At 70.0% G+C, this 25,196-nt stretch carries 19 protein-coding genes; 5 read left to right on the top strand and 14 right to left on the bottom strand.

The features are described 5' to 3' along the window. The first annotated feature begins 4 nt into the window (after nucleotides 1-4). A complete protein-coding gene (locus OG226_RS06155; RefSeq protein WP_329348232.1) occupies nucleotides 5-784 on the top strand; it encodes a LysR family transcriptional regulator substrate-binding protein in 780 nt (259 codons plus the stop codon). A 49-nt stretch (nucleotides 785-833) separates the two neighbouring features. On the opposite strand, the gene OG226_RS06150 is transcribed toward OG226_RS06155, so the two are convergent. The 6 genes from OG226_RS06150 to OG226_RS06125 form a co-directional block, all read right to left on the bottom strand. Continuing rightward, complete coding sequence (locus OG226_RS06150) at nucleotides 834-1,217, bottom strand: BlaI/MecI/CopY family transcriptional regulator (protein WP_329348231.1); 384 nt, start codon at nucleotides 1,215-1,217, stop codon at nucleotides 834-836. A gap of 136 nt (nucleotides 1,218-1,353) precedes the next feature. Continuing rightward, nucleotides 1,354-3,123, bottom strand: a complete 1,770-nt coding sequence (locus OG226_RS06145; RefSeq protein ID WP_329348230.1) for an RICIN domain-containing protein — start codon at nucleotides 3,121-3,123, stop codon at nucleotides 1,354-1,356. Between the two features lie 137 nt (nucleotides 3,124-3,260). Next, nucleotides 3,261-4,082 carry a carbohydrate ABC transporter permease gene (locus OG226_RS06140; protein ID WP_329348229.1) on the bottom strand — a complete coding sequence of 274 codons (822 nt, stop codon included), beginning with the start codon at nucleotides 4,080-4,082 and terminating at the stop codon, nucleotides 3,261-3,263. Further along, nucleotides 4,079-5,062, bottom strand: coding sequence for a carbohydrate ABC transporter permease (locus OG226_RS06135; RefSeq protein WP_328675676.1), 984 nt, complete (start codon nucleotides 5,060-5,062; stop codon nucleotides 4,079-4,081). The genes OG226_RS06140 and OG226_RS06135 overlap by 4 nt, the downstream gene beginning before the upstream one ends. 90 nt (nucleotides 5,063-5,152) lie before the next feature. Continuing rightward, nucleotides 5,153-6,400: a sugar ABC transporter substrate-binding protein gene (locus OG226_RS06130; RefSeq protein ID WP_329348228.1), complete on the bottom strand. Its 1,248-nt coding sequence runs from the start codon at nucleotides 6,398-6,400 to the stop codon at nucleotides 5,153-5,155. Between the two features lie 60 nt (nucleotides 6,401-6,460). Continuing rightward, the gene (locus OG226_RS06125; protein WP_329348227.1) at nucleotides 6,461-8,419 is read right to left on the bottom strand and encodes a glycoside hydrolase family 127 protein; all 1,959 of its coding nucleotides are present in this window, start codon (nucleotides 8,417-8,419) and stop codon (nucleotides 6,461-6,463) included. Nucleotides 8,420-8,680: 261 nt separating this feature from the next. On the opposite strand from OG226_RS06125, the gene OG226_RS06120 reads away from it, so the two are divergent. After that, nucleotides 8,681-9,700: a LacI family DNA-binding transcriptional regulator gene (locus tag OG226_RS06120; RefSeq protein ID WP_328675673.1), complete on the top strand. Its 1,020-nt coding sequence runs from the start codon at nucleotides 8,681-8,683 to the stop codon at nucleotides 9,698-9,700. Between the two features lie 306 nt (nucleotides 9,701-10,006). Here the strand turns inward: OG226_RS06120 and OG226_RS06115 are convergent, their stop codons facing one another. Then, the gene (locus OG226_RS06115) at nucleotides 10,007-11,014 is read right to left on the bottom strand and encodes an ARPP-2 domain-containing protein (protein WP_443066985.1); all 1,008 of its coding nucleotides are present in this window, start codon (nucleotides 11,012-11,014) and stop codon (nucleotides 10,007-10,009) included. A 318-nt stretch (nucleotides 11,015-11,332) separates the two neighbouring features. On the opposite strand from OG226_RS06115, the gene OG226_RS06110 reads away from it, so the two are divergent. The 3 genes from OG226_RS06110 (at nucleotide 11,333) to prcB (ending at nucleotide 15,051) form a co-directional block, all read left to right on the top strand. Beyond that, the gene (locus tag OG226_RS06110) at nucleotides 11,333-12,814 is read left to right on the top strand and encodes a hypothetical protein (protein ID WP_328675672.1); all 1,482 of its coding nucleotides are present in this window, start codon (nucleotides 11,333-11,335) and stop codon (nucleotides 12,812-12,814) included. A 319-nt stretch (nucleotides 12,815-13,133) separates the two neighbouring features. Further along, the gene (locus tag OG226_RS06105; protein WP_329348225.1) at nucleotides 13,134-14,102 is read left to right on the top strand and encodes a lysylphosphatidylglycerol synthase transmembrane domain-containing protein; all 969 of its coding nucleotides are present in this window, start codon (nucleotides 13,134-13,136) and stop codon (nucleotides 14,100-14,102) included. 73 nt (nucleotides 14,103-14,175) lie between these two features. Next, complete coding sequence (gene prcB / locus OG226_RS06100; protein WP_443066869.1) at nucleotides 14,176-15,051, top strand: proteasome subunit beta; 876 nt, start codon at nucleotides 14,176-14,178, stop codon at nucleotides 15,049-15,051. 26 nt (nucleotides 15,052-15,077) lie between these two features. Here the strand turns inward: prcB and araD are convergent, their stop codons facing one another. The 7 genes from araD to OG226_RS06065 form a co-directional block, all read right to left on the bottom strand. Next, entirely contained in the window at nucleotides 15,078-15,803 is a 726-nt protein-coding gene (gene araD / locus OG226_RS06095; RefSeq protein ID WP_329348224.1) for an L-ribulose-5-phosphate 4-epimerase AraD, read from the bottom strand. Nucleotides 15,804-15,840: 37 nt separating this feature from the next. Continuing rightward, nucleotides 15,841-17,358, bottom strand: a complete 1,518-nt coding sequence (gene araA, locus OG226_RS06090) for an L-arabinose isomerase (RefSeq protein ID WP_329348223.1) — start codon at nucleotides 17,356-17,358, stop codon at nucleotides 15,841-15,843. Nucleotides 17,359-17,408: 50 nt separating this feature from the next. Beyond that, a complete protein-coding gene (araB, locus tag OG226_RS06085; RefSeq protein ID WP_329348222.1) occupies nucleotides 17,409-19,091 on the bottom strand; it encodes a ribulokinase in 1,683 nt (560 codons plus the stop codon). A gap of 129 nt (nucleotides 19,092-19,220) precedes the next feature. Beyond that, nucleotides 19,221-21,785 carry a CBM35 domain-containing protein gene (locus OG226_RS06080; protein ID WP_329348221.1) on the bottom strand — a complete coding sequence of 855 codons (2,565 nt, stop codon included), beginning with the start codon at nucleotides 21,783-21,785 and terminating at the stop codon, nucleotides 19,221-19,223. 96 nt (nucleotides 21,786-21,881) lie between these two features. Continuing rightward, nucleotides 21,882-22,736, bottom strand: a complete 855-nt coding sequence (locus tag OG226_RS06075; RefSeq protein ID WP_043662415.1) for a carbohydrate ABC transporter permease — start codon at nucleotides 22,734-22,736, stop codon at nucleotides 21,882-21,884. Next, complete coding sequence (locus OG226_RS06070) at nucleotides 22,733-23,704, bottom strand: carbohydrate ABC transporter permease (RefSeq protein ID WP_328675666.1); 972 nt, start codon at nucleotides 23,702-23,704, stop codon at nucleotides 22,733-22,735. The genes OG226_RS06075 and OG226_RS06070 overlap by 4 nt, the downstream gene beginning before the upstream one ends. Nucleotides 23,705-23,781: 77 nt before the next feature. After that, nucleotides 23,782-25,095 (bottom strand): ABC transporter substrate-binding protein, encoded by a 1,314-nt coding sequence (locus OG226_RS06065; protein ID WP_328675665.1) that lies wholly within the window; start codon nucleotides 25,093-25,095, stop codon nucleotides 23,782-23,784. Between the last annotated feature and the right edge of the window lie 101 nt (nucleotides 25,096-25,196).

Genomic DNA, 25,196 nt, shown 5'->3' with positions numbered 1-25,196 from the left:
CGGGGTGACAGGCTCGGAAGCATCCCCCTCGTTCCGGCTCGCGTACGTCCCCGGGGTGACGCCCGCCAAGTGGGTGCGGATCTGGAACGAGCGCCTGCCCGACGTCCCCCTCGTCCTCGTACCGGTCCCGTCCGCCGAGGTGTCCGATGTGCTGCGGCGCGGCGAGGCCGACGCCGGACTCGTACGGCTGCCGGTCGACCGTGAGGTCTTCAGCGCGATCGCCCTCTACACCGAGGCGACCGTGGTCGTGGCCCCGAACGACCATGTCGTGACGGCGGCCGAAGAGGTGTCCCTCGACGAACTCGCCGACGAGGTGGTCCTCCACCCCCTCGACGACGTCCTCGACTGGGAACAGCCGCCGGGGGAGCCCGCGTTCGAGCGTCCCGCCACCACCGAGGACGCCGTCGAACACGTGGCGTCCGGCATCGGCATCCTCTACGTCCCCCAGTCCCTGGCCCGGCTCCACCACCGCAAGGACCTCACCTACCGGACCGTCGTCGACGCCCCCCAGTCGGACGTCGCCCTCTCCTGGCCCGAGGACGCGACCACGGAACTGGTCGAGGACTTCATCGGTATCGTCCGCGGTCGCACGGTCAACAGCACGCGGGGCCGCACTCCGACGCCCCCTCAGCCGAAGACGAAGGCCAAGCGCACCGAAACCCCGGCGCGCCGCAAGCCGGCCGCCGGAAAGGCGACCGGTAGGACCAAAAACACCGGCAAGAACCCTCGCGGCTCCTCCGGCGGCGCCAAGGGAACCAAGCGCGGCAAGCCCCGCGGACGCTGACGGCCGACGGGCTCCGCTCAAGGCGCAGTCCGTCCCTCGCCGAGCCGCCTCACCGTGCGCCCCCGGCCAGGAGATCGCGCAGAGCCCGCTCCTCCTCGGGGCTCAGTCCGCTCACGAACTGCTGGAGCGCGCCGATCGGATCCGGGCCCCGGTCCAGCGCCTCGTGCATCGCCTCGGCGGTCAGCTCGGCCGCGTTCTTCGCCGGCCGGTACGTACCGCGCCGCCCGTCGGCGTCACGCAGGACGAGCCCCTTGTCGTAGAGCCGCTTGAGGATCGTGTGCACGGTGTTGTAGGCGAGCGGGCCGTCGATTCCGGCCTGGATCTCGGCCGGTGTCAGGGGGCGGTCGGTCGCCCACAAGGAGGCGAGGACCTCGCTCTCCAGCTCACCGGCGCCGCGCCGCGCCGCCCGGACCTGCGGGTCTCTGCCAGACATGGCGCTCACCTTACAGCCTGTAGGGCCTGACGTGCCTGGTGTTGGCGCTCTGACCAGGCTCTTCGGCGATGTGCCGGTTGGTGAGGTTTTCCCGCGTTCGCCGTGGACGACCAACGCGGGACCCTTCCCGGCTACCTCACCGTGAGGTGAGTTTCCACAAATGGTCGGCGGTGCCGTTGTCGGACCATTGCAGGACCTGGGCGCCGGAGGCGGTGCTCATCTGGTCGACGCCGAGGAGGAGGCCGCTGTTGTAGTTGGCGATCTTGGCGTAGCCGTCGCGGGCCGGGACGATCTGCCAGAGGTGGTCGGCGGTGCCGTTGTCGCCCCAGATCAGGGTGGTTCCGCCGTTGCCGGTGCCCGCGCCGGTGATGCCGAGGAGCAGGCCGCTCTTCTGGTTGACGATCTTGTAGAGGCCCTGACCCGCGGCCACGAGGGTCCAGTTCTGGTCGGTGCCGGTGGTGGACGTGGCCTGGACGACCGAAGTGCCTTGTGCGGTGGCCGCGTTGAGGGTGTCCAGGGCGAGGCCGCTGTTCTTGTTGGTGATCTGGTAGCGCCCGGCCAGGGAGGTCGAGGTGCCGCTGGGGGTGATCGTCAGGTGGTAGCCGTCGGCGGCGTTCATCGTGACCGGCACGGTGATCGAGCCGTTCGAGACGGCGTAGTCCGCGTCGGAGACGGTGATCGGGCCCGGGGAAGCGGTGGTGCGGCCCGTGGCGGGGCTGTACTCCAGCTTGACGTGGACCGTGCTGCCGTAGGCCGACAGGGACGAGAGCCCGTTGACCGTGACGGCGCAGGAGCCGGTGCAGCCGCCGGCGATGACGCTGATCCGGTTGCCCGCGCTGGTGAGGGAGGCGAGACCGTCGATGCCGGTCTGTGCGGGCGGTGTGGTGGTGAGCATGTTCCCGGACATGTCGCCGTACCACTTGTACGTCCAGTAGGAGCCGTTGGGCGAGCCGCCGGTGTCGGTCAGAGTGTCGCCGAGGGTGCCGTAGTGGTTCCAGAAGGCCAGCTCGGCGTCGCGGACGCCCGCGCGCTCGAACTTGGCGGCGTAGCCGATGAGGGCACCCGAGTTGCCCATTTCCGCGGGCGTGCCGTACTCCTCGATGTCGATCGGGCGTGGGCTGATGCCGAGGCTGCTCTCCAGCGAGCGGTAGGCCGCGACATGGGCGGCGATACCCGAGCTGCCCTGCAACTCGTGCCAGGCGATGACGTCGGGGACCGTACCGCTGGCCTTCGCGTCGGTGAGGAACGTGGTCATCCACGACTGGTTCCACACCGAGTGACTCGGTCCCTGGATCGGGGTCGTGGTGTCCTTGGTGCGGACCTCCTTGAACGTGCGGGCCCAACCGGCGTCGAAGGCGCCCGCGTTGGTGGTGTCCCAGGTCCAGTCCGGCTCGTTCCACAGTTCGTACGCGCCGATGTTGGTGGCGCCGGAGGACTTCACCGCGGCTACCTGCTGGTCGACCGCCGAGAGCCAGTTGCTCCAACTCACCCACTGGTAGGGGAAGTTCGGATACCAGTCCGGCATCCGTACGACGACCTCGGCCCCCGCGGCCGCGGCCTTCGGGGCGACGAGCAGGGCGTCGCCCGCGGGCGCGGGCTCTCCGTTGGGGAGTTGGCTGCCGCCGGGAGCCATCTGGACGAACGTGTGGGGTTTCAGGGCCTGTACGAGGCTGTCGCCGGGGGTGCTCGCACTGGCGAGGCCGTAGAGGCTGCCCGTGCCGACGTGGGTGACGGACCGCAGGGTCTGCGCGGCGTCGACGACCAAGGTGGTTGCGGACGTGGGGGTGGCCTGGGCGGGGGTGCCCGTCAGGACGAGGGCGGTGGCGGCCAGGGCGGTGGCCGTCACGGTGGCACCGAGGCGGCCCAGGGGCGCTCTGGAGCGGTGTCGGTGGCTCAGGTATGACATCAGCGGCTCTCCTGAGGAATGGGGACTTGCCAAGGGCGGTGCGGGGAGTTGCGATGCGGTGCGGAGGTGGCTCGGGGAGGCATCGGCGGTCCGCGGCCCCGCCCGACCGGTTGACGCGGGGCTGCCTGCACCGTGGATCAGTCCTTGACCGCGCCGGCGGTCACGCCCGCGGCCACGTAGCGCTGGGCGAGGACGAGCAGGACGGCCGCCGGGATCGACGCGACGACGGCGGTGGCCATGATCGCGTTCCACTCCTGGTTGTTGTTGCCGATGTACTTGTAGATGCCGAGGGTGATCGGCCGCAGATCGCCGCCGCCGTCGAGGGTGTTGGCGAAGACGAAGTCGGACCAGGCCCACAGGAAGCTGAAGAGCGACACGGTGACCACCGCGTTGCGGCTGACCGGGAGTACGACGGACCGGAAGGTGCGCCAGGTGCCAGCGCCGTCGATGCGGGCCGCGGAGATGAGTTCGCCGGGGATGCCCGACATGAAGGCCGTGAAGATCATCACGCCGAACGGCACGGCGATGGTGGAGTCCGCGACGATCAGCCCCCACCAGGAGTTGAGCAGGCCGAGGTCGAGGAAGACGCCGTAGAAGCCCATCGCCATGACGATGCCCGGGATCATCTGGGCGACCAGCAGGGCGAGTCCGAGGGTTCCGCCGCCCAGGGGGCGCAGTCTGGCCAGGGCGAAGCCGGCCGGGGCGGCGAGGACCAGGGTCAGGGCGACCGTGCCGAGGCCGATGAGGAGGCTGGTGCCGAGGTAGGGCAACTGGTCGTTCAGGACGGCCCGGTAGCCCTCGAAGGTGGGGTGCAGGGGCAGCAGGTCGGGCGGGGTCTTGCGCATGTCCTGCTGCGGGGTGAGGGACACGTTGATCATCCAGTACACCGGGAACAGCATCAGCGCGGTCAGCAGGACGCCGATGACGGTGTAACGGCGCTTTCCCGTACGGGACTTCACGCTTCCTGCCTCCTCTGGACGCGGATGTACAGCAGGCCGAAGACGAGCGCGATGAGGATGAGGATGTTGCCGACGGCGGCGCCGGGGCCGAACTTCGGCAGCAGCGTGCCGAAGCCGAGCTGGTACGACCAGGTCGCGAGGGTGGACGACGCGTCACCCGGACCGCCCTTGGTCATGATCCAGATCAGGTCGAACACCTTGAGCGTGTAGACGAGTCCGAGGAGCAGGGTGATCGCCGACACCGGACGCAGCAGCGGGAAGGTGATGCGGCGGAACTGCTGCCAGGCGCCGGCCCCGTCCAGGGAAGCGGCCTCGTACAGCTCGCCGGGGATGTTCTGCAGCCCGCTGTAGAGGATGACGAGGTTGAACGGGATGCCGATCCAGATGTTCGCGATGACGACCGAAGTCAGCGCCCAGTCCGGCGAGTTGAGCCAGTCCACCGGGGACACGCCCACCAGGTGCAGGGCGTAGTCGATGACACCGGACTCGCTGTTGAACATCCACGACCAGGTCGACGCCGACACGATCAGCGGCAGCAGCCAGGGGATCAGGAACAGGGCGCGCAGGGTCCCGGCGAGCCGGAAGTGCCGGTTGAAGAAGACCGCGAGGGCGAGTCCGGCCACGTACTGGAACGCGATCGACGCGAAGGTGAAGACCAGGGTGTGGCGCATCGCGGGGCCGAACGTGGGGTCGTCCAGGACGGTCCTGAAGTTGTCGAGGCCGGAGAAGGGCGCGTCCCCCTGCACGAACGACCGGACGGTGTAGTCGCGCAGGCTCAGGTCGAGGTTGCGGTAGAGCGGATAGAGGTAGAAGGCGGCGAGGTAGCCGAGCAGCGGGGCGATGAAGGCCAGCGCTGTGAGCCGGCTCCTACGACGCTGCCGGCGCCGCAGGTCCGACGCGTCCGTCCGTTGTCCGGTGCCGGTCGCCCCGGACCCGGCCGGGGACCGCTGCGCGCGGCGGTCGACGCGGGCGATGGTCATGGGTACTCCTGGATGCGGGTGGCGTGTCCGGGCCGGCGGCGGTGTCCCGGCGGTGGCGGTGCGGTGTCCGGAGAAGCGCGGAGGCCGGTGTCAGCCCTTGCTCGCGGCCGTCTGGGCGGCGTCGAGGGCCGCCTGCGGGCTCTTGCCGCCGGACAGGGCGTTCTGCACGGCGGTCCACAACGGCTGGGAGATCGTCGGGTACTTGGTGCCCAGACCGCCGCTGGTACGGCCGCGCGCCGCGGCCACCGCGCCGACCCACGGCTTCAACTCGGGGTTCTGCTTGACCTGTTGGGCCTGCACCTGAGCGGTGGGCGCCACGTACGTCAGGGTCGTGTCGGTGGTCAGCAGGTTCGTCGGGTTCGTCAGACAGGTGACGATCTTCTTGCTGACGTCGTAGCGGGAGGAGTCCTTCTGCACCGGGACGGTGACGAACTCGCCGCCGGTCGGCACCGGCGCCGAACCGCCGTTCTGCCCGGGGATGTTGAGGACGCCGTAGGCGAAGCCGGCCTTGTCCGCGTTGCCGAGCTGCCAGGTGCCGTTCTCGCTGAACGCGTAGTCGCCGGTGGCGAACTCCTGCCAGCTGGTGGTCTGGGTGTTCTGCAGCACGTCCTTCGGCGCGTATCCGCCGTCGACCCACCGCTTCCACAGCGACAGCGCGGCGACACCCTTGTCCGAGTCGAGCTTGGTGAGGTCGCCGCCCGCGCCCCAGAACCACGGCAGGAACTGGAAGCTGCCCTCCTCCGTGTTGATCGCGGAGAAGGTGATGCCCTTCTTGCCCGCGGCCTTGACCTTTTCCAGTGCGGCGGTGAGGGAGGCCCAGTCCTTGACGGACGCGGGGTCGACGTGGGCCGCGGTCAGGATCTTCCTGTTGTAGTAGAGCGCGAGGGTGTTGGCGCCGATCGGTACCCCGTAGGAGGCGTTGTCGATGACGCCCGCGCCGAGGATGTTCTTCTGGATCGACGAGGTGTCGAGGCCGAGGTCGCTGGTCTTGTTGAGGATCCCCGCCTCCACGAGCGTGGAGACGACCGGGTTGTCCACCAGCATCACGTCGGGGGCGTTGCCCTGCTGGGCGGCGAGCAGCGCCTTGTTGCCGAGGTCCGTGGTGTCCATGCTGGTGCGCTTGACCTTGACCCCGGCATCCGTGCCGCACTTGGTGACGAGCTTGCCCCACGCCGAGGAGGCGTCGAACTGCGGGTACGGGTCCCAGAAGTTGTACGTCCCGCCGGCCTTCCCGGAACCGGACGCGGAGGAGTCGGAGCCGCCCCCGCAGGCGGCGACAGAGGTGAGCGCGCCGACGGCGGCTATGGCGGTGAGGAGGGTGCGGCGGGTGTTTCTCACGGTGACCTCGTTGTCTTGGTGCGGCTCGGAGGAGGGAGTCAGGGGGTGGGTGCGGAGGGCTCAGGAGGTGGGCAGCCAGACGCGCATGCCGCCGTCCTGCCGGTTGGCCCACGCGTAGTAGGGGATCGCGGTGAGCTCGACCGAGTCGCCGGTCGGTGCGGCGTCGGGTGCGGGAGCCCGGTACGGCCACCAACTCCCGTCGTCCGCAAGGCGCCTGCGGTACCCGGCGGCGACGACGGTGGTGACCCCGCCGAGCAGGTCCGGGCGGTGCTTCACGGCGAGCGGGCGGGTGGGGTCGAGGACGATGTCGTCCAGACCGCCGCCGGGGACGTCCACCTGCTCCAGGCAGTACACGAGCGGTCCGCGCTCGATCGCCGCACAGCCGCGCACGGCGTCCACCCGCGGGTCGGCGGCGGTCAGCCGGGGTTCGAGCACCAGCTCCAGGACGACCGAGTCGCCCCGCGCCCAGGTCCGTTCGAGTCGCAGCCATCCGTCCTCGACCGGCGCGTCCGTCTGGTCGTATGTCAACTCCCCGACGCGCACCCGGAATTCACGGCACCACTGCGGGACGCGCAGGGACAGGGTCCACGGCCGGTCGGGGGTGTCCTCGACGGTGAGGGCGATCGTGCCGTGCCAGGGGTAGTCGGTCTCGGCGCGGACGGACATCTCGCCGTAGGAGTAGTGGCCGGTGGTGAACTGGTGGATCTGCAGGCCCTGTTCGTCACCGGACGCGAGGTAGTGCTCCAGCGAGGCCAGCAGCCGCATCACGTTCGGCGGGCAGCAGGCGCAGCGGAACCAGCGGGTGCGGCGGGCCGACTGGTCGCCGCCGGGGTCGGTGTGGCCGTCGCGGACCTGGAGCGGGTTGACGTACAGCCAGCGCTCGCCGTCCAGGGACCCCCCGGCCAGGAAGCCGTTGTACAGGGTGCGTTCGATCAGGTCGGAGTAGCGGGCCTCGCCGGTGAGCAGGGCCAGGCGCCAGCTCCACTGGACGGAGGCGATGGCGGCGCACGTCTCGCAGTAGGCACGTTCGTTGGGGAGTTCGTACGGGTCACCGAAGTCCTCCTCGTCGTGGTGCGCGCCGAGGCCGCCGGTGAGGTGGGTCTTGGTGGCGGTCATCGCCTGCCACAACCGCTCGCCCGCGGCCCGGAGTTCGGCGTCACCGGTCTCGGTCGCCAGATCGGCGGCGGCTGCCAGCAGGTACAATTGCCGTACGGCGTGGCCCTCCACGGTGTCCGCCTCGCGCAGTGGCACCCGGTCCTGGCAGTACGCCTCGCCGCCCAGCAGACCGTGGCCGAAACGGTCGACGAAGTAGCCGGCCAGATCGAGGTAGCGGCGCTCGCCGGTCTCCCGGTACAGCTCGACCAGGGCGGTCTCGACCTCGGGGTGGCCGTCGATGCCGTCGATCTCCTTGCCGCTGCCGGGCAGGCCGAACACGGAGTCGATGTGGTCGGCGAACGCGCACGCCACGTCCAGGAGTTGGGGCCTACCGGTGGCCCGGTGGTGGGCGACGGCCGCCTGGATGAGATGACCGGCGCAGTACAACTCGTGGCCCCAGCGCAGGTCCTTGTACCGCTCGCCTCCCTTGACCAGCTGGAACCACGTGTTCAGGTAGCCGTCGGGCCGCTGCGCGCCGGCGACCAGGGCGACGATCCGGTCGACCTCCAACTCCAGTTCGCTGTCTGGCTGTTGGGCGAGCTGCCAGGAGGCGGCTTCCAGCCACTTGTAGATGTCCGTGTCCACGAACGGGTACGCGCCCCGGAACTCGCCCTCGATCGAGCCCGCCGCCAGCCGCAGGTTGTGCAGATTCCCCGCCGACTCCAGCAGCTCGGGACCCTGCGGGAGCGAGACACGCGCGTTCACCTCGCGGCGGGTGCTCCAGAAGCCGGCGCGCACCTCGACCGCGGCGGGCGCGAGTGCCGCCTTGGCGCCCGGTCCGAGGCGGACCGGCCCGGTGGACGCGCCTGCCTGTTCGGACGAGGCCGGGGCCGGGGAAAGCGCGGTGGAACGTGGGCGGGGCATGGTTCTCCGGAGAGGTAGGTGGGAGGCAGGACGGGGACCCGACGCGCGAAGTGCGTCAGGGCGTCCCTGAGGTCGGACGGGCGTGGCTCCGTCTCTCGAACCGGTTTAGGAAAACGTTTTTCTGCCGGGAAAGGTAGGAACGGGACCGAGTGCGCGTCAAGAGGTCTGCGCAAACAATCTCTTCGCCTGTCCGGGGCTGGTCAGCTGTCGCGAACGGTGTCAGGATGCTGGTGCCGATATCGTCCAGGAAAAGGGTTGCGTGTGACCGCCGTTCCAAGTCTTCCGCCCACCGGGCGGGCGAAGCTCGCCGACGTGGCCAAGCTGGCCGGTGTCAGTGTCGGGACGGCCTCAAAGGCGCTGAACGGCAGCGGGAGCATGCGCCCGGAGACCCGGCAGCGCGTCCTGGACGCCGTCGAGGAACTCGACTTCCGGCCCAATCAGCAGGCGCAGAGCCTGCACACCGGCCGCAGCTGGACCGTCGGGCTGATGACGACGGACGGCATCGGTCGCTTCAGCACGCCCGTCCTCCTCGGGGCCGAGGACGCGCTCGGCGCCGGAAAGATCTCCGTGCTGCTGTGCGACACCCGCGGCGATGCCATCCGCGAGCAGCACCACCTGCGCAATCTCATGGACCGCCGGGTGGACGGCATCATCGTGACCGGCCGGAGGACCGACCCGCGTCCGCCGCTGAAGGGCATCGAACCGATCCCGACGGTCTACGCGCTCTCGCCGTCCACCGACCCGGACGACATCTCCGTCGTGTCCGACGACCGGAGCGGAGCCCAACTGGCCATCGAGCACCTGCTGGCCACCGGCCGCACCCGGATCGCGCACATCACCGGCCCGGCCCACCACGCCGCCGCCCGTGACCGCGCCCACCACACCCTCGACCTGCTCAAGCACTCCGCCATCGAACTCGCCACCGGCCGCGTCCACTTCGGGGAATGGAGTGAGGCGTGGGGCCGCCGCGCCGCCGAAGCGGTCCTGCGCACCGCACCGGACACGGACGCCTTCTTCTGCGGCAACGACCAGATCGCCAGAGGCGTCGCCGACGCGCTGCGCGAGAACGGCCTCGACGTCCCCGGCAGCGTGTCGATCGTGGGGTACGACAACTGGGACGTGATGGCCCTGGCCTCCCGCCCGCCCCTCACCACGATCGACACGGACCTCTCGGAGGTCGGCCGACGGGCCGCGCTGCTCCTGCTGGACGCCATCGACTCCGAGCCGTCGCGCGGACTGCACAGCGTTCCCTGCCGACTCGTCGTCCGCGAATCCACCTGATGTCTTGGGCGGGTTGGGATGCCGACGGCGAGTTCTCGGTGTCCATCAAATTTCTCTCCGGGACCGGACGCCCTGGCCCCGTGGGCTGCCTTCATGGGCAGACTGGGCCGTCGCCCCAATGTGGCCGTCAAGCTCTCCGGACTGGTCACCCGTTCCCCCGCACCCCACACGCCCTTCCTCGCGGCCTATGCGGACGTGCTCCTGGACCGGCTGGGTCCTGCGAGCGGTTCCGGACGTCGGTCGTCGCTGAAGTCCCGTCGGCCTGAGGCGACTTGGGCGTGGAAGGCGAGATTGCCCCCGGTGGCCTCAGGTTCGGTGCTGCTTCCGGTATCCGTCCAGGACATCCTGGCGGAGCAGGAAGCCGAAACCGGCGGAGTCCAGCCGTAGGCCCAACTGATCGGCAGTGAGGCCGAGTTCGGCCGCGGTGTCCGCCAGGTGCCAGTCGTGGGCGGCGAGTCTGCTGAGGAGATGGCCGCGGCGGACCTGGCCCTCCGACAGGCGGAACGTCTTGAGGTAGGTGATCCGGCCCCTGTCGTCGGTGATGGCCTCGCCGATGTGGTTGCCCTGCTTGGGACGGAACCGCGGCAGGAAGCGGGAGAGGGTGAAACGCCCCATCCGGTGGACCGACCGCCAGGTGTGCTCCTGCTCCAGCAACTCGGCCGCCATGGTGGTGTCGTGGAACCGCGCCCAGCCGCGCTCCTGTTCGGCGACCGCCGTGCGCAGACCGGCCAGGGAACGGATCCCCGCGTCGGGGATGCGGGCCCGGAAGTCCTGTACCGGCGGCATCAACAGGGCGTAGTGGTGGATCAGTTCCCCGTACAGGTCCTGAAGGAGCGACGAGTGCAGCGCCCGGTAGTCCTCGGGATGCGGGACCACGAACACGGCGGCCAACGCGTCCGAGACGTGGACAAGTACGCCGCACTGGCCGGGGTGGATCTCGAAGACGCGCAACGCGTCGGCGAGACCGCGCACTTCGGCACCCGCGTAGGCCTCCTCGACGCGCGGGGAGAGGCCTTGGCGGATCGCGCGCTGCGACCATTCCTCCCAGGCGACCGTCGGGCCGCCGAAGTGCAGTGCCAGGTAGCCCTCCAGCGCGAGGTGCATCGGGAGGAACCGCAGCCGGTCCTTGGCCTCGCGGCGGGCCGTCCTGCGGTGGATGCGCAGGCCCATCGTGGCGGTCCGCACCGGGTCGGCGTCGGCGGAGAGCTGGGTGCCGTAGTCCGCTGCCGGTGTGCCGTCGCCGGTCCAGGTGGCGACGAAGCCGTGCGGGACGTAGGAGACGTAGGCATGCCGCGCACCTGGGAATCGGACGATCCGGCGACTGCGACCACCGCGACGGCGGCGGATCCGACATGGCTGCGGCTGCGAGCAGCGATCAACGACGCACGCGATCAGGGCAATCGACCGCTGGGAAGGACACCTACGGCTTCGCCCCGGAAGCGGACCGGGAGAGCGCGAGCATCCATTGAGGAGCCGTACGGCGGGCGGGGCCGTCAGTCGCTTGGCTGAATCACAGGCCGCAGTCCCGTCGGTCGCGAGGTAGTTTGTCCATGTTTTCCCTGGCTCCCGCCTTCAGAACCACTGGCTGTAGGGTGCAGGAAACCCTACAAACTGTAGGGGGAGGGGTGGGCAATGTCCGGCAGCGCGTACGCCACACTCGCCGGGACGCGACGGCTCGGACCGCCGACCGCGTCCCGCCGCTCGGAGTACCCGCTCGCGGCCGTGGCAGGGGCCTTCACCCTCGCCCAACTGGTCCTCGTACGACCCGGGTTGGGCCTCGGCTGGGACGAGACCGTCTACGTCAGCCAGCTCAGCGCACACGCCCCCGCCGCCTTCTTCAGCGCGCCCCGGGCCCGCGGCATCTCGCTCCTGGTCGCCCCCATCACGTCCTGGTCCTCGTCCACCACCCTCCTGCGCGTCTACCTCGCCGCCCTCTCCGGCCTGGCCCTCCTCCTCGCGCTCCGCGCCTGGCGCGGCCTCTTCCCGGTCCGCGTACTCGCCCTGGCAGGCGCCCTCTTCGCCTCCCTCTGGGTGACCCTCCTCTACGGCATCCAGGCCATGCCCAACTACTGGGTCGCCGTGGGCGCGCTCGCCGCGGCGGGCTGCTGCCTGCGCGCCCGGGCCGACCGCTCCGACCGGGCCGCCCTGTGGGGCCTGGTGGCGAGCGCGTCCCTGATGGCGTGGATGCGCCCGACCGACGCGGTCTGGGTGACGCTGCCGTTGCTGGCGTTCCTCGTCGCCGTCCGCCACTGGCGCCTCCTCGTCGCCCTCCTCGCCGGGCTCGCGTCCGGTGCCCTGGAGTGGGTGATCGAGGCGTACGTCAGTTACGGCGGCCTGACACAGCGGCTGCACGAGGCCTCGGCCATCGAGGGCGGACTCGGCTGGCATGTCGCGGTCGTCGACCAACTGCGCAGCCTGGGCGGACGCGCGCTGTGCCGCCCGTGCACGGGGGAGATGCCCAACCCGGCGGTCGACGTCTGGTGGCTCGTGCTGCCCGTACTCGCCGTCGTCGGACTGGTCGTCGCGATCCGCGCGCGGCGCACGGCGGCCACCCTCGTCCCCCTCGCCTGCGCCGCGACGGCCGCCTTCCCGTACCTGTTCATGATCGGGTACGCGGCTCCCCGCTTCCTCCTGCCCGCCTACGCGCTGGTGGCGATCCCGGTCGCCGACGCGCTGATCCACCTGGTCACCAGACCGACCGGAGCAGGGCGCCCGGTCGCGGCGACCCTGCTCGCGATCGGCCTCGCCGGGCATCTGGCGATCCAACTCGCCGTCCTGGAACGGACGGTGGACCGCACGAACACCCAGCACCGCGACTGGTCGCGTACCGCCGCCGAACTCCATCGCCTCGGCGTACGCAAGCCCTGCCTGCTCACCGGCCAGGACGCCATCCCGATCGCCTTCTACACGGGCTGCGCCTCCGCCGCGACCGGGGGCCACAACGCCAACACGTCCCGGACGACCCTCGACCGCACGGCCCGCCACATGCCCGTCGCCGACATCACCCCGGCCGGCAGCCGCCCACCCGCCTACGCCCGCGACTGGCCCGCCCACCGCCACGGCGGGCTCGACCTCCGCGTTGCCCCGAACACGGAGGGCGGTGACGACGGATGACGGCACGGCTCGCTTCTGCCCCGACGACAATGGGCGGGCACGTCTGCCGCTACGACGCGCTTGGCCTCCGTGTCGTTCCGGCGCCGGGGACGGTCTGCAGGGGCATGACGGCAGGGTCCGTCTCTGTGTCGACGACAATGGGCGGGCACGTCTGGCGCTATGGCGCGCTCGGCTTCCGTGTCGTTCCGGCGCCGGGGACGGTCTGCAGGGGCATGACGGCAGGGTCCGCCTCTGTGTCGACGGCGATGCGCGGGCACGTCTGGCGCTATGGCGCGCTCGGTCTCGGCGTCGCCCCGGCCACGGTGGACGGTGGCGGCGCATGACGGCACCGCCCGCCTCCACACCGACGACGAACCCCGCCCCCACCACTCGCCGCCGCCGGCACGCGTACTGGCAGACCGCGTTGACCCTCGTTGTCCTGGTCGCCGTCGTCTGTATGGTGCGGCGGCACTGGCCCGTGCTCGCGAGCGGGGCCGGGCGGCTGGCCGTCGCCGATCAGGGGTGGTTGCTCGTGGCCGCGACGGCCGCGCTCGGGACGTGGGTGTCCTCGGCGGTCGCTCAGCAGGGTGCCGTGCCCCAACGGCTGCCCGGCAAAAGGCTGGTGGCCTCGCAGCTCGCCGCTTCGGCCGCCAACCATGTGCTGCCCGCCGGGCTCGGCGCCGGTGCCGTCAATCTGCGGTTCCTGATGCGCTGCGGGCTGCCGGTCGGTCGCTCGGCCAGCGCTCTCGCCGTGAAGGCGACCGCCGGCGTGGCCGTCCGGATCGTGCTCATCGGCGTTCTCGCCGCGGTCTGTCCCGGGGTGCTGCGTGTCCCGGACATCTCCGTGGGGATCGTGGGCGTCGTCCTCGCGGTCGTCGTCCTCGTCGCCGTGCTGCTCAACTGCCCGCTCTGGCCCCGGTGTCGGCGCGCCCTCGGCACGGTGCTGACCGACATCCGGGCCGTGCACGTCCGGCCGCACCGGGCGGCTGCCCTGTGGGGCGGCTCGCTGGCCTTCGCCGCGCTGAACTGCCTGGTGCTGATCTGTGTCACCCAGGCCGTCGAACTGCCCTTGTCCCCGGCCCGGGTTGCGCTGCTGTACCTCGCCGCCAGCAGCGCCGCCGCCCTGCTGCCGACCCCGGGCGGCATCGGTTCCCTCGACGCCGCGCTGGTCTTCGCGCTCACCGAGTCGGGGACCACGGCGTCGGCCGCTGCCTCCGTCGTCCTCGGCTACCGGCTGCTCACCGTGTGGCTGCCGCTGATCCCGGGCCTGTTGGTGCTCGGGGTGCTGGTCCGGCGCAAGGCACTCTGACCTCAACCGCGTTTCCCGTCCGGTCGGTTCAGGTAGGACTTCCGATATCTGTCCGCGGGCGAGGGGGAGTTGTATGGCGGAGAATGAAATGAGCGGCCGGTTGAATGAAATGAGCGGCCGGTTGGCGGACGAGTTCTTCACCCCCGGGACCTCGTCCTTCGCCGAGTTCCTGTCGGCACACCGGCCCGCACTGCTGCCGACCCGCCGTCCCCTACCGGAGGGCGTCCGCGCCGGCGCCGACCAATTCCCGCACGGCACCACGGTGTTGGCCCTCTCCTACCGCGACGGCGTGCTGATCGCCGGCGACCGCAGGGCCACCATGGGCAACGTCATCGCGCAGCGCGACCTGGAGAAGGTGCACCCCGCGGACGACTACACCGCGGTCGCCTTCGCCGGTACGGTCGGGCTCGCCGTCGACATGGTGAAGCTGTACCAGGTCGAGCTGACGCACTTCGAGAAGATCGAGGGCATCCCGATGACCCTCAACGCGAAGGCCACCCGCCTCGCGGGACTGATCCGCCAGAACCTCGGCCAGGCCATGCAGGGCCTCGCCGTCGTACCGCTCCTGGTCGGCTACGACCCCGCGGCTCCCGAAGGTGCCAAGGGCCGTATCTTCACCTTCGACGTCGTCGGCGGCACCTACGAGAAGCCGGACTTCCACGCCGAGGGCTCCGGCTCCCCGTACGCCAGAGGCTCTCTGAAGAAGCTGTTCCACAAGGACATGTCCCGGCGTGACGCGGCCCTCGCCGCACTTCAGGCCCTGTACGACGCGGCCGACGACGACTCGGCCACCGGCGGCCCGGACATCAACCGCCGTATCTTCCCCATCGTCTCGGTCATCACCGAGGACGGTTTCGAGCGGCTGCCCGAACCGGAGACCGAGGCCCTGACCCGCGAGATGGTCGAGCAACGCCACAGCCACCCGGACGGACCGACCGTCGCGCCCTGAGCGACCAGGGTGGCTGTGGCATCCGGTCAGACGCCGGGAGCGGGTGCCGGGTTGCCGTAGTAGGCGTCGGGGCCGTGCTTGCGGGTGTAGTGCCGGGCCAGCAGGTGCGGGGGCGGCGGGGCCGTCGGGGACAGGGCCAGGGTGTTGATGGCCATGTCGGCTACGGCCTCGCAGATGATCGCGTGTTCCAGGGAGGTGCGGGCGGTCGCGCCCCAGGTGAAGGGGCCGTGGTTGGCGACGAGCGCGGCCGGGACCTCGCTCGCCCGCCGGTCGTCGCTCTCCAGCAGGTCGACGATCACCCGGCCGGTGTTGTACTCGTAGTCCTTGGCGCACTGGTCGGCCGTGAGGTCCGGGGTGCACGGGACCGGCCCGTTGAAGGTGTCGGCGTGGGTGGTGCCCAGCACCGGTATGTCACGGCGGGCCTGGGCGAAGGCCACCGCGCGGGTGGAGTGGGTGTGGGTGACACCGCCGACGGACGGGAAGGCGAGGTAGAGGCAGCGGTGGGTCTCGGTGTCGGTGGAGGGGCGCAGGTCGCCCTCGACCACCTTGCCGTCGGACAGCCGGACGGTCACCAGATCGTCGAGGGCGAGGTCCTCGTAGCGGACCCCCGAGGGCTTGATGACGAACACTCCCGCCTCACGGTCGACGCCGCTCACATTGCCCCAGGTCAAAGTGGCCAGTCCGGCCTGGGGGATGGTCAGGTTGGCGTCCAGTACCTCTTGCCGCAGGCCGTCACGGACTCGCGCGGTCATCGGGCGTCTCCTTGCAGATCGATCAGGATCACGGGTGTCAGAGGGCCTGGGCGAGCCGGTGGTAGGCGGCGTTCCAGCGGATCTCCTTGGCGAGGTACCCGGTGCTGGTGGTCTCGTCGATGGTCAGCAGCTCCACGCCGGCCATGGCGGCGTAGTCGGTCAGGGTCTCGGTGTCGACGGCCGAGCTGAGCACGGTGTGGTGCGGGGCACCGGCCAGCAGCCAGCTCTCGGCGGACTCCGCGAGTGAGGGGCGCGGCTTCCACACGGCCCGGGCCACCGGCAGCCGGCGCAGGGGCTCGCTCGGGGTGACGACGTCGACGGTGTTCGCGGTCAGCCGGAAGCGGTCGCCGAGGTCGGACAGGCCGACGACCACGGCGGGTCCGGGGGCCGCGTTGAAGACCAGGCGGACCGGGTCCTCGCGGTCGCCGATGGACAGGGGGTGGATCTCGCAGCTGGGGCGGCCGTCGGCGATGGTGGGGCAGACCTCCAGCATGTGGGCGCCGAGGATGCGCGGGGTGCCGGGGCCGAGGTGGTAGGTGTAGTCCTCCATGAAGCTGGTGCCGCCGGGCCGGCCGGCACCCATGACCTTCATCGTGCGCAGCAGCGCCGAGGTCTTCCAGTCGCCCTCGCCGCCGAAACCGTAACCGTCGGCCATCAGGCGCTGGACGGCGAGACCGGGCAACTGGCGCAGCCCGCCCAGGTCTTCGAAGTTGGTGGTGAACGCGGTGAAGCCGCCCTCGGTGAGGAAGGTGCGCAACCCGATCTCCTGGCGGGCCGCGTAGAGCAGGGAGTCGTGGCGGATGCCGCCGGGGCGCAGCGCCGCAACGACGTCGTACGACTCGACGTACTCGGCCGCGAGTTCGGCGGCCTCCTTGTCCTCGACCTCGTCCACGACGGCCACCAGATCGTTGACCGCGTACGTGTTCACCGAGTAGCCGAACCGCAGTTGGGCCTCCACCTTGTCGCCCTCGGTCACGGCGACATCGCGCATGTTGTCGCCGAAGCGGGCCAGGCGCAGGCTGCGTGAGGCGTGCCGGCCGACGGCGGCACGGGCCCAGGCCGCCACCCGGCGCACGACCCTCGGGTCGGTGGCGTGACCGGCCACGATCTTGCGTTCGATGCCGAGCCGGGACTCGATGTGCCCGAACTCCCGGTCGCCGTGGGCGGCCTGGTTGAGGTTCATGAAGTCCATGTCGATGCTGGGCCAGGGCAGCGACAGGTTGTACTGGGTGTGCAGATGCAGCAACGGCCGGTCAAGGGCGCTGAGTCCGGCGATCCACATCTTGGCCGGGGAGAACGTGTGCATCCACACGATCACGCCCACGCAGATGTCGGAGGTGCTCGCCTCCTGGCACAGCCGGCGGATCGCGTCCGCGTCGGTGAGCACCGGCTTCCACACGATCTTGACCGGGATCTTCCCCGGGCCGCCGAGGATCTCGGAGATGCTCCGGGACTGTTCGGCGACCTGGTGCAGGATGTCGTCGCCGTACAGGCCCTGGCTGCCGGTGAGAAACCAGATCTCCTGGTCGGGGTAGGGCGTGGCGTTGCTGTCCATGAGAGTGCCTTTCAAAGGGAGTTGACCACCGGGTGGGGGAGGTGTGCCGCTCAGGCGGAGGCCTCGGCGCGGAGGTGGCGCAGCCGGTGCATGACCTCGTTGGCGCCGCGCCCGAAGTAGTCGTGCAGGAGCCGGTATTCGGCGTAGAGCCGGTCGTACGCGGCGGCCCGCTCGGGGTCCGGCTGGTACACGGCAGGGCGGGCCTTGGCCATGGCGTGGGCGGCGGCCCGGATGTCCGGGTACACGCCGGCCGCGACCGCCGCGTGCATCGCCGCGCCCAGCGCCGGACCCTGCGCCGAGTCGATGACGCCGAAGGGGAGCCGGGTGACGTCGGCGTAGATCTGCATCAGCAGCGGGTTCTTCATCAGCCCGCCCGCGACGATCAGTTCGCGCACCGGCACGCCGGACGTCTCGAACGCCTCGATGATGGTGCGAGTGCCGAAGGCGGTGGCCTCCAGCAGGGCGCGGTAGATCTCCTCGGGGCGGGTGGACAGGGTCAGGCCCACCACGACACCGCTGAGGTCGTGGTCGACGAGCACACTGCGGTTGCCGCTCTGCCAGTCCAGCGCGATCAACCCGTGCTGGCCCACCCCCTGTTCGGATGCCAGGGCGGTGAGGTGTTCGTGCGGATCGCGGCCGAGCGCGGCGGCCTCCTCCGCGTAGGTGGCGGGGAAGGCGGTGCGCACGAACCAGCCGAAGATGTCGCCGACGCCGCTCTGCCCGGCCTCGTAGCCCCAGAGTCCCGGGAGGATGCCGCCTTCGACCACCCCGCACATGCCGGGCACTTCGGCCCACTGGTCGCTGCTCATCACATGGCAGGTGGAGGTGCCCATGATGGCGACCATCCGGCCCGGTTCGACGGCGGTGGCCGCGGGCGCCGTCACGTGTGCGTCGACGTTCCCGACGCACACGGCGATGCCTTCGGGCAGGCCCGTCCACGCGGCTGCCTCCGCCGTCAACCCACCGGCTCGGTCGCCGAGTTGGCCGATCGGCTGGTCCAGCTTGTCGGTCACGAAGCCGGCGAAGGCGGGGCTGAGCGCGGCCAGGTAGTCGGGGGAGGGGTAACTGCCGTCCTGGAGCTGGCCCTTGTACCCGGCGGTGCAGGCGTTGCGGACGTAGGCGCCGCTGAGCCGCCACACGATCCAGTCGGCGGCCTCGATCCAGCGCTCGGTCAACTCGTAGAGTTCCGGGTCCTCTTCGAGCAGTTGCAGGGCCTTGGCGAACTCCCACTCCGAGGAGATCTTGCCGCCGTAGCGCTGGAGCCAGGGTTCCTTGCGGGCGTCGGCCAGCTCGGTGATGCGGTCGGCCTGGGCCTGTGCGGCGTGGTGGCGCCAGAGTTTGACGTAGGCGTGCGGGCGGCCGGTGAGGTCGGGGAGTTCGCACAGGGGCGTGCCGTCGGCGAGGACCGGGAGTACCGTGCAGGCGGTGAAGTCGGTGCCGATACCGACGACTTGGTCCGGTCGTACGCCGGAGCGGGCCAGTGCCTCGGGTACGGCGACGCGCAGGACGTCGATGTAGTCGGCGGGGACCTGGAGCGCCCAGTCGGGCGGCAGCGGGGTGCCGTCGGGGAGGGTCCGGTCGAGGACGGCGTGGGTGTACGGGTGCTCGGCGACGGCCAGTTCGGCGCCGTCGGCGACACGGACCACCACGGCCCGTCCGGACAGCGTCCCGTAGTCGACTCCGATGACGTAGGTGTCGGGATGGGTGTGTTCGCTGTTCTCGGCGTTCACCACCGGGCCGCCCTTCTGTTCGATATGTCAGTCGCTGTTCGGGCTGTCGAATGCGGTGCAGAATAAATCTCTGGGATGGAACCCCCGGTCGGGTCCCGGCACAAGTGCCCGGGCCCCGACCGGAGTTGTCGGTCAGCCGGAGACCGGCGCGACCGTGACGCGGTCGATGTTGGGTGCGTAGGCGCTCGCGTTGGCGAAGCTGATCGTGTTGGTGCCGGCCGTGAGGGTCACCGGGACGGGCAGGTCCCAGTAGCTGGACCAGCTGTAGTTGTTGCGGAACATGATGGTCTGCGCGGTGCCGCCGTTGACGGAGATCTGGGCCGCCCGGGAGACGACGTTGGTGTTGTAGTTCCCGGAGCCGGAGACCTGGTCGTTGGCGTAGCGGACGTTCATGACGTACCGCCCGGCGCCGGCCGCGGTCACCTGGAAGGTGAGCGTGTTGGCCGAGCCGTTGCCGACATAGCCGACGTACTTGCCGCCCGAGGCCCAGCTGTCCGAGGTGGCGACGGCGGTTCCCGCGAGGGTCGCGCTCTCGGCCTCGTAGGCGGAGACGCCCGTGGTGTCACCGCTCGCGGCCACCCGCAGATCGCGCACGGTCAGCGTGGTGGAGCCCGAAGTGGCCGCCGTGATGCGGTTGTTGCCCGCCGACAGGTACAGCCGTGAGCTCTTGTCCGTGAGCGTGCCGCTCGTGGAGGCCAGCGTGACGGCGGTCGCGCCGTCCAGAGTGAGGGTGCCGGACCCGTTGGAGGAGTAGTCGGTGTGGACGGTGTAGTAGCCGTCGGTCGGCGCGTAGACGTCGAAGGCGGCGGAGGTGCCCGAGGTCAGGGCCAGCGCACCGGCGCCGGTCGTGCCGGACGCGGTGTAGTTGTAGGTCGGCGAGCCCGTGATGTCCGCGTACGTGGCCGGGTACGACGTGTCCGCGCTGGAGGCCGGGGTGAGGTCGATCTTGTCGAGGGTGACCTCGTTCGTGCCCTTGGCCAGGGTGATCGTGTGCGTGCCCGCCGTGAGGGAGACGGAGGCGCTCGCCGTGGAGCGGTAGGTCCAGTTCAGGGTCGGCGTGTAGGTGACCGTCTGGGAGGAGCCGCCGTCGACCGTGAGGGTCTGGGTCGCCGGGCCGCCGGACTGGTTGCCGTAGAAGACGTTCAGGTTGTACGTGCCCGTGGTCGGGGCGGTGACGGTGAAGGCGACCTTGCTGTCCGACTGGTTGAGGCTGCCGACGTCCTTGGTGCCCGAAGTGGCGTACCCGTAGGCGTTGGTGACGCTGCCCTGGGTGTAGACGGTGCCGTCGGTGATGGTCGCGCTCTCGGCCTCGTACGACGCCGTCGCCGGGGCGCTCGCGGCGGTGGGCGTGCCGGTGCCGGCCGGGTTGACGACGATGCGGTAGGCCGACATCGGGTCGAGACCGGTCAGCGGGACGGTGATGCTGCCGTCGGAGGCGACCGTGTACGTGCTGCGGGCCAGCACGGTCGGCGCGGGACCGGCACCCTCGTAGCCGCTCCAAGCGGTGCGCTCCACCGAGACGTTGACGGTGCTGCCGAACGACGACGGTATGTTCTTGACGACCGTGTTCGCCGAGCCGGAGGTGCCGCCGCCGAGGAGCACCTGCGCCTGCTTGCGGCCGGTGTCGAGGGACGCGATGCCCTGGAGCGTGTCGGTGACGTTGGCCTGCGGCGGGGTCACCTTGGTGGTCTGGCCGGTGAGGCCCGCGTACCAACGCAGCAGCCACCAGTCGCCGTTGGGGATGTTGGTCTGGCTGACGTTGCCGTCCAGGTTCCCCGCGATGTCCCAGTACGCCTGGTCGGCGTAGACCTTGTTCCGCTCGAACATGGACATCCACTGGACCATCTGACCCGGCACGGAGAGGTCGCGGCGGTCGCCGTACTCGTTGATGTTGACCGGGCGGGCGCTGATGCCGGCGTTGGTCTCGATGGTGCGGTAGGCGGCGAGGTTGCCCTCGAAGTTGGAGAGGGAGGTCGGGTCCAGCTCGTGCCAAGTGGTCATGTCCGGAAGGACGTTGTTGGCCTTGGCCCACGGGTAGAAGTCGCCCATCAGGCGGGCGTCGTAGTGCGTCTCGTTCGGGCCGGCGATCCGGGCGTTCGGGATGATCGAGCGGATCTTGTTGTAGACCGTCGTCCAGTCGCTCTCGAAGCCGGCGAGCGCGCTGTTGTACGTGGCGGTCGTCGAACTACCCAGCCCCGTGTACCAGTTGCCGTCCGGCTCGTTGAACGGCACCCACACGAACGTGCTCGCGTCCGAGCGGGCCGCGACCTTGGTGACCATCGTGGTGACCTTGGTGAGGTAGTCGCTCAGCCCGAGGTTCTCGTACGGCCACGAGGCGTAGATGTCCTGCATGTAGATGAGGTTGTCGCCGCCGCCACCGCGGGCGAACTCCGGCTGGACGACCAGCGCGTCACCGTTCGGATGCTGGGTGCCGTCCGGTGCCTTCTGGGCGATGGACGTCATGTGCAGGGGAGTTACCAGGTTGTCGCCGGGGACTCCGTCGTCGCTGAGGCCGTACAGGGCGCCGTTGGCTCCGTGCATGACCGCGCCGGTGGTGGTGCCGAGGTCGACGCTCAGCGTAGGGGTGGCCGCCTGCGCGGCGGGGACGGTCAGCGCCGTGCCCAGGAGGGCGGCGGTCACCACGGTCACGCCCATGAGGGCGCGGACGGAACGGGATCTACGGGGTGTTCGAGGCATGGCTGTCCTCCTCCTCCCGCGGCGTTGCGGGAGGCTGTCGGGTACTTCGGGGGTGACCGGGGCGGCTCAACTGGCCTTTCCCCGGGGCTGCTTGGCCTACTTGACGGCGCCGCTCGTGATGCCGGAGACGATGCGGCGCTGCGCTATGACGAAGACGAGGACCATGGGGAGGCTCATCATCACGACGTAGGCGAAGATCAGGTGCCAGTTGTTGAGGTACAGCTGGGCGTTGGCGACCTGGTAGAGGTTGAGCGGCAGGGTGGCCTTGTCGCCTCCGCCGAGGACGAAGAAGGCGTAGAAGATGTCGCTCCAGGCGTAGAGCATCACCATGATCGTGGCGGTGGCGATGACCGGGCGCAGGAGCGGCAGGATGATGCGGAAGAAGACGCGGACCGGGCCCGCGCCGTCCATGCGCGCGGCCTCCTCCAACTCCTCGGGGAGGGCGCGGATGAACCCCGTCATGAAGAAGATCGAGGTGGACAGGTACATCCCGGCGTAGACGCCGATCATGCCGGGACGGGTGCCGGCCAGGCCGAGTTGGCGCAGTTCCATGACGATGGTGATCACGGCGGGCGGCAGCAGCAGTCCGCTGATGCTCAGCGCGTACAGGGTGTTGACCAGGCGGCCCTTGCGGCGCGCGAACACCCAGGCGGCGCCCGCCCCGAGGAGCAGCACGAGGACGACGGACGGGGCGACGACCAGGAGGCTGTTGACGAAGCCCTGGACGATCTTGCCCTCGTCGAAGCTCTGCTTGTAGTTCGCGGCGGCCTGGACGTGGTGCGGCAGGGAGAGGTTGGGCTTGATCGCCTCGGCCTGCGGCTTGAACGAGGTGACCGCGACCAGCCAGAGCGGGATGCCGATGGTGACGCCCGCGACGATCAGGACGACGAGCGGCTGGACCCAGCGCAGTGGGCGCCGGTGTGCGGGGGCGAACGCGGTAACGGTGGTCACTGGTTGTTCTCCCTGCGGCGCAGGCCGACGATGACGGGCACGGCGAGGACGACGACGATGAGGAAGAGCACCAGGCTCATCGCGGACGCCTGCGCGTACAGGCCCTGGCCGAAGATGCGGAACATGTAGATGTTGAAGACCTCGGTCTCGCCGCCGGGACCGCCTCCGGTGGTCGCCTGGACGATGTCGAAGGTGTTCATGGAGCCGATCAGCGCGGTCGTCACATTGAACGTGACGGCGGGCGCGAGCAGCGGGAACCGCACCGACCAGAAGGTGCGCCACCAGCCGGCCCCGTCGATCCGGGCCGCCTCCAGCACATCACCGGGCATGCTCTTCAGGCCCGCCAGATAGATCAGCATCGCCAGGCCCATCCACTTCCAGCCGTGGATGAGGGTCACCACGACCAGCGTCCAGGTGGTCGAGCCGAGCCAGGGGGTGTCGACGTGGTGTCCGGCGAGCGAGGACAGCACGCTGTTGAGCGCTCCGTCCTGGGCGAGCAGGGCGCGGAAGATGTAGCCGACGGCGAGCGCGGAGATCAGTACCGGGAGGAAGAAGACCGCGCGGAAGAAGCGGTTGAAGCGGGTGTCGCGCTCCAGCAGCAGGGCCAGGGCGAGCCCGAAGCCGTTCTGGAAGACGGCCACGAGGACCGCGTACTCCAGGGTGATGCGGATGTCACGGGCCATCGACCCGTCGTGCAGGATGGTGCTGAAGTTCGACAGTCCCACGAAGCCGATCCGCGAGTGGAACGCCGACCAGTCGGTGAACGGGTAGACGAAGTTCAGCAGATTCGGCAGCAGGAAGAACACGCCGAACACGGCGAGCGCGGGCAGGGCGAACCACCACGGCTGGTTGGCCTTGCCGCGGAGCCGGTTACGACGGGACGGCCGGTCCTGGACGTTGTCCCGGTCTCGGTCCCGGTCCTTCGCACGCGTGGCGTCGAGAGCGTCCATCGTGGCGGTGTCCACCACTTTCTTACCTCCGGTACGGGCCCCGGGCACACCGCCGACGGGCGGCCCGGGGGACGGGCTGGGCTCAGGGGCGCCGGTCAGAAACCGGTGACGCCGCGCGCCTTGAGGACCTGCTTGAACTGGTCCTCGGCAGCCTGGGCGACCTGGAGCGGGGTCTTTTTGCCGTAGATCATGTCGGCGAGCGCGAGGTGCATGTCCGGGGCGGTGAGCGCCTTGACCTGGAAGACGCCCGACGCGCTGGACAGGGCCTTGGCCTGGGCGATCGCGGTCTGCGGCAGACCGTCGGGGTTGGCCACGGACGGCTCCACCGAGACGAGCTTGTTGGCCTTGATGTAGGCCGGGTAGTCCGGGCCGAGCCAGAAGGACATGAACTGCCGGGCCGCGTTCTGCCGCTTGGTGTCACCCGTGTCGAAGGCGACGACACCGTTCGTCTGGTCCGGCGAGTACTCCGCCTTCGCGGAGCTGTTGGCGATGGGGAACCAGCCGAGCTTCTTGTCGATCTCGGCGGTGGTGGAGGTGGCCTGGATCTCGGACTGGAGCGCCGTGACGTTGACGGCCATCGCGGCGGTGCCGTCCATGATCGCCTTGCCCTGGTCGACGAAGGTCGCCGTCTTGTAGTTCTTCTGCGCGAGACCGCCGTCGAGGACCTTCGTCTTGTACTTGGTGATCGCGTCGACGATGGTCTTGTTGGTCCAACTGTCCTTGTTCTTGTTGAGGTTGTCCCAGAAGGACTGCGGCAGATCCGTCATCTGGGCCTGCACCTGCCACTGCAGCGGCCACTTGTCGCCGCCGACCTCGAAGAACGGGGCCACGCCCGAGACCTTCGACTTGATCTTGGCGGCGTCGGCGAGCAGCTCGTCGTAGCTGGTCGGCATCGTGGTGATGCCGGCCTTCGCGAAGACGTCCTTGTTGTAGTAGACGCCGAGCACGGCGGGGCTGGTGACGATGGCCGCGTAGCGGTGACCGTCGACCTGGCCGAGGGTCTTCTCCGTCGTGCCGAGCTTGGAGACCCAGTCCTCGTTGTCGAGGGTCAGCAGGTTCTTCGCCGGCTGCACGAACGGCAGGGTGCTGCCCGTGGGCTGCCAGAACATCAGGTCCGGCTTGACGCCCGAGGCGAGCTTGGTCGGGACGTTCGACTCGTAGGGGTCCGGTATGACCTCGGTGTTGATCTTGGCGCCGGTGGCCTTCTCGAACGCCTCGATGGCCTGCTTGGGCTCCGAGACGCTGTTCTGGGCGACCCACATGGTGAGGCTGACGCCCTTGAGGGAGGCGGTCGGGTCGACCGAACCCTCGGGTGCGGCGGTCGTGGCGCCACCGGTGCTGTCACTGCACGCGGTGGCGGTCAGCCCGAGGACACAGGCGGTGGCGAGGACGGAGACGGCTCTTCTCATGGCGGATCCTTGTTCGTACGCGGAGGGAAGGCAGGGGGGTGCTGCGGAGATGTGCGACGACTGCGGGGATGACGGCTGTCGGATACGGCGAGGGCGAGTGC

It is taken from the genome of Streptomyces sp. NBC_01261, from assembly GCF_036226385.1.
In the GTDB taxonomy this organism is placed as follows: Bacteria; Actinomycetota; Actinomycetes; order Streptomycetales; family Streptomycetaceae; genus Streptomyces.
Note: the sequence above shows the minus strand (reverse complement) of the source record. Positions and strands in the feature narration are given on the sequence as shown.

What these genes read in the sequence shown, in the direction of transcription:
- araD (WP_329348224.1), bottom strand. Translation starts at nt 15,803, where the DNA reads ATGACCGCGCGAGTCCGTGACGGCCTGCGGCAAGAGGTACTGGACGCC.
- OG226_RS06110 (WP_328675672.1), top strand. Translation starts at nt 11,333, where the DNA reads ATGTCCGGCAGCGCGTACGCCACACTCGCCGGGACGCGACGGCTCGGA.
- prcB (WP_443066869.1), top strand. Translation starts at nt 14,176, where the DNA reads ATGGCGGAGAATGAAATGAGCGGCCGGTTGAATGAAATGAGCGGCCGG.
- OG226_RS06080 (WP_329348221.1), bottom strand. Translation starts at nt 21,785, where the DNA reads ATGCCTCGAACACCCCGTAGATCCCGTTCCGTCCGCGCCCTCATGGGC.
- OG226_RS06105 (WP_329348225.1), top strand. Translation starts at nt 13,134, where the DNA reads ATGACGGCACCGCCCGCCTCCACACCGACGACGAACCCCGCCCCCACC.
- OG226_RS06135 (WP_328675676.1), bottom strand. Translation starts at nt 5,062, where the DNA reads ATGACCATCGCCCGCGTCGACCGCCGCGCGCAGCGGTCCCCGGCCGGG.
- araA (WP_329348223.1), bottom strand. Translation starts at nt 17,358, where the DNA reads ATGGACAGCAACGCCACGCCCTACCCCGACCAGGAGATCTGGTTTCTC.
- OG226_RS06150 (WP_329348231.1), bottom strand. Translation starts at nt 1,217, where the DNA reads ATGTCTGGCAGAGACCCGCAGGTCCGGGCGGCGCGGCGCGGCGCCGGT.
- OG226_RS06125 (WP_329348227.1), bottom strand. Translation starts at nt 8,419, where the DNA reads ATGCCCCGCCCACGTTCCACCGCGCTTTCCCCGGCCCCGGCCTCGTCC.
- OG226_RS06065 (WP_328675665.1), bottom strand. Translation starts at nt 25,095, where the DNA reads ATGAGAAGAGCCGTCTCCGTCCTCGCCACCGCCTGTGTCCTCGGGCTG.
- OG226_RS06145 (WP_329348230.1), bottom strand. Translation starts at nt 3,123, where the DNA reads ATGTCATACCTGAGCCACCGACACCGCTCCAGAGCGCCCCTGGGCCGC.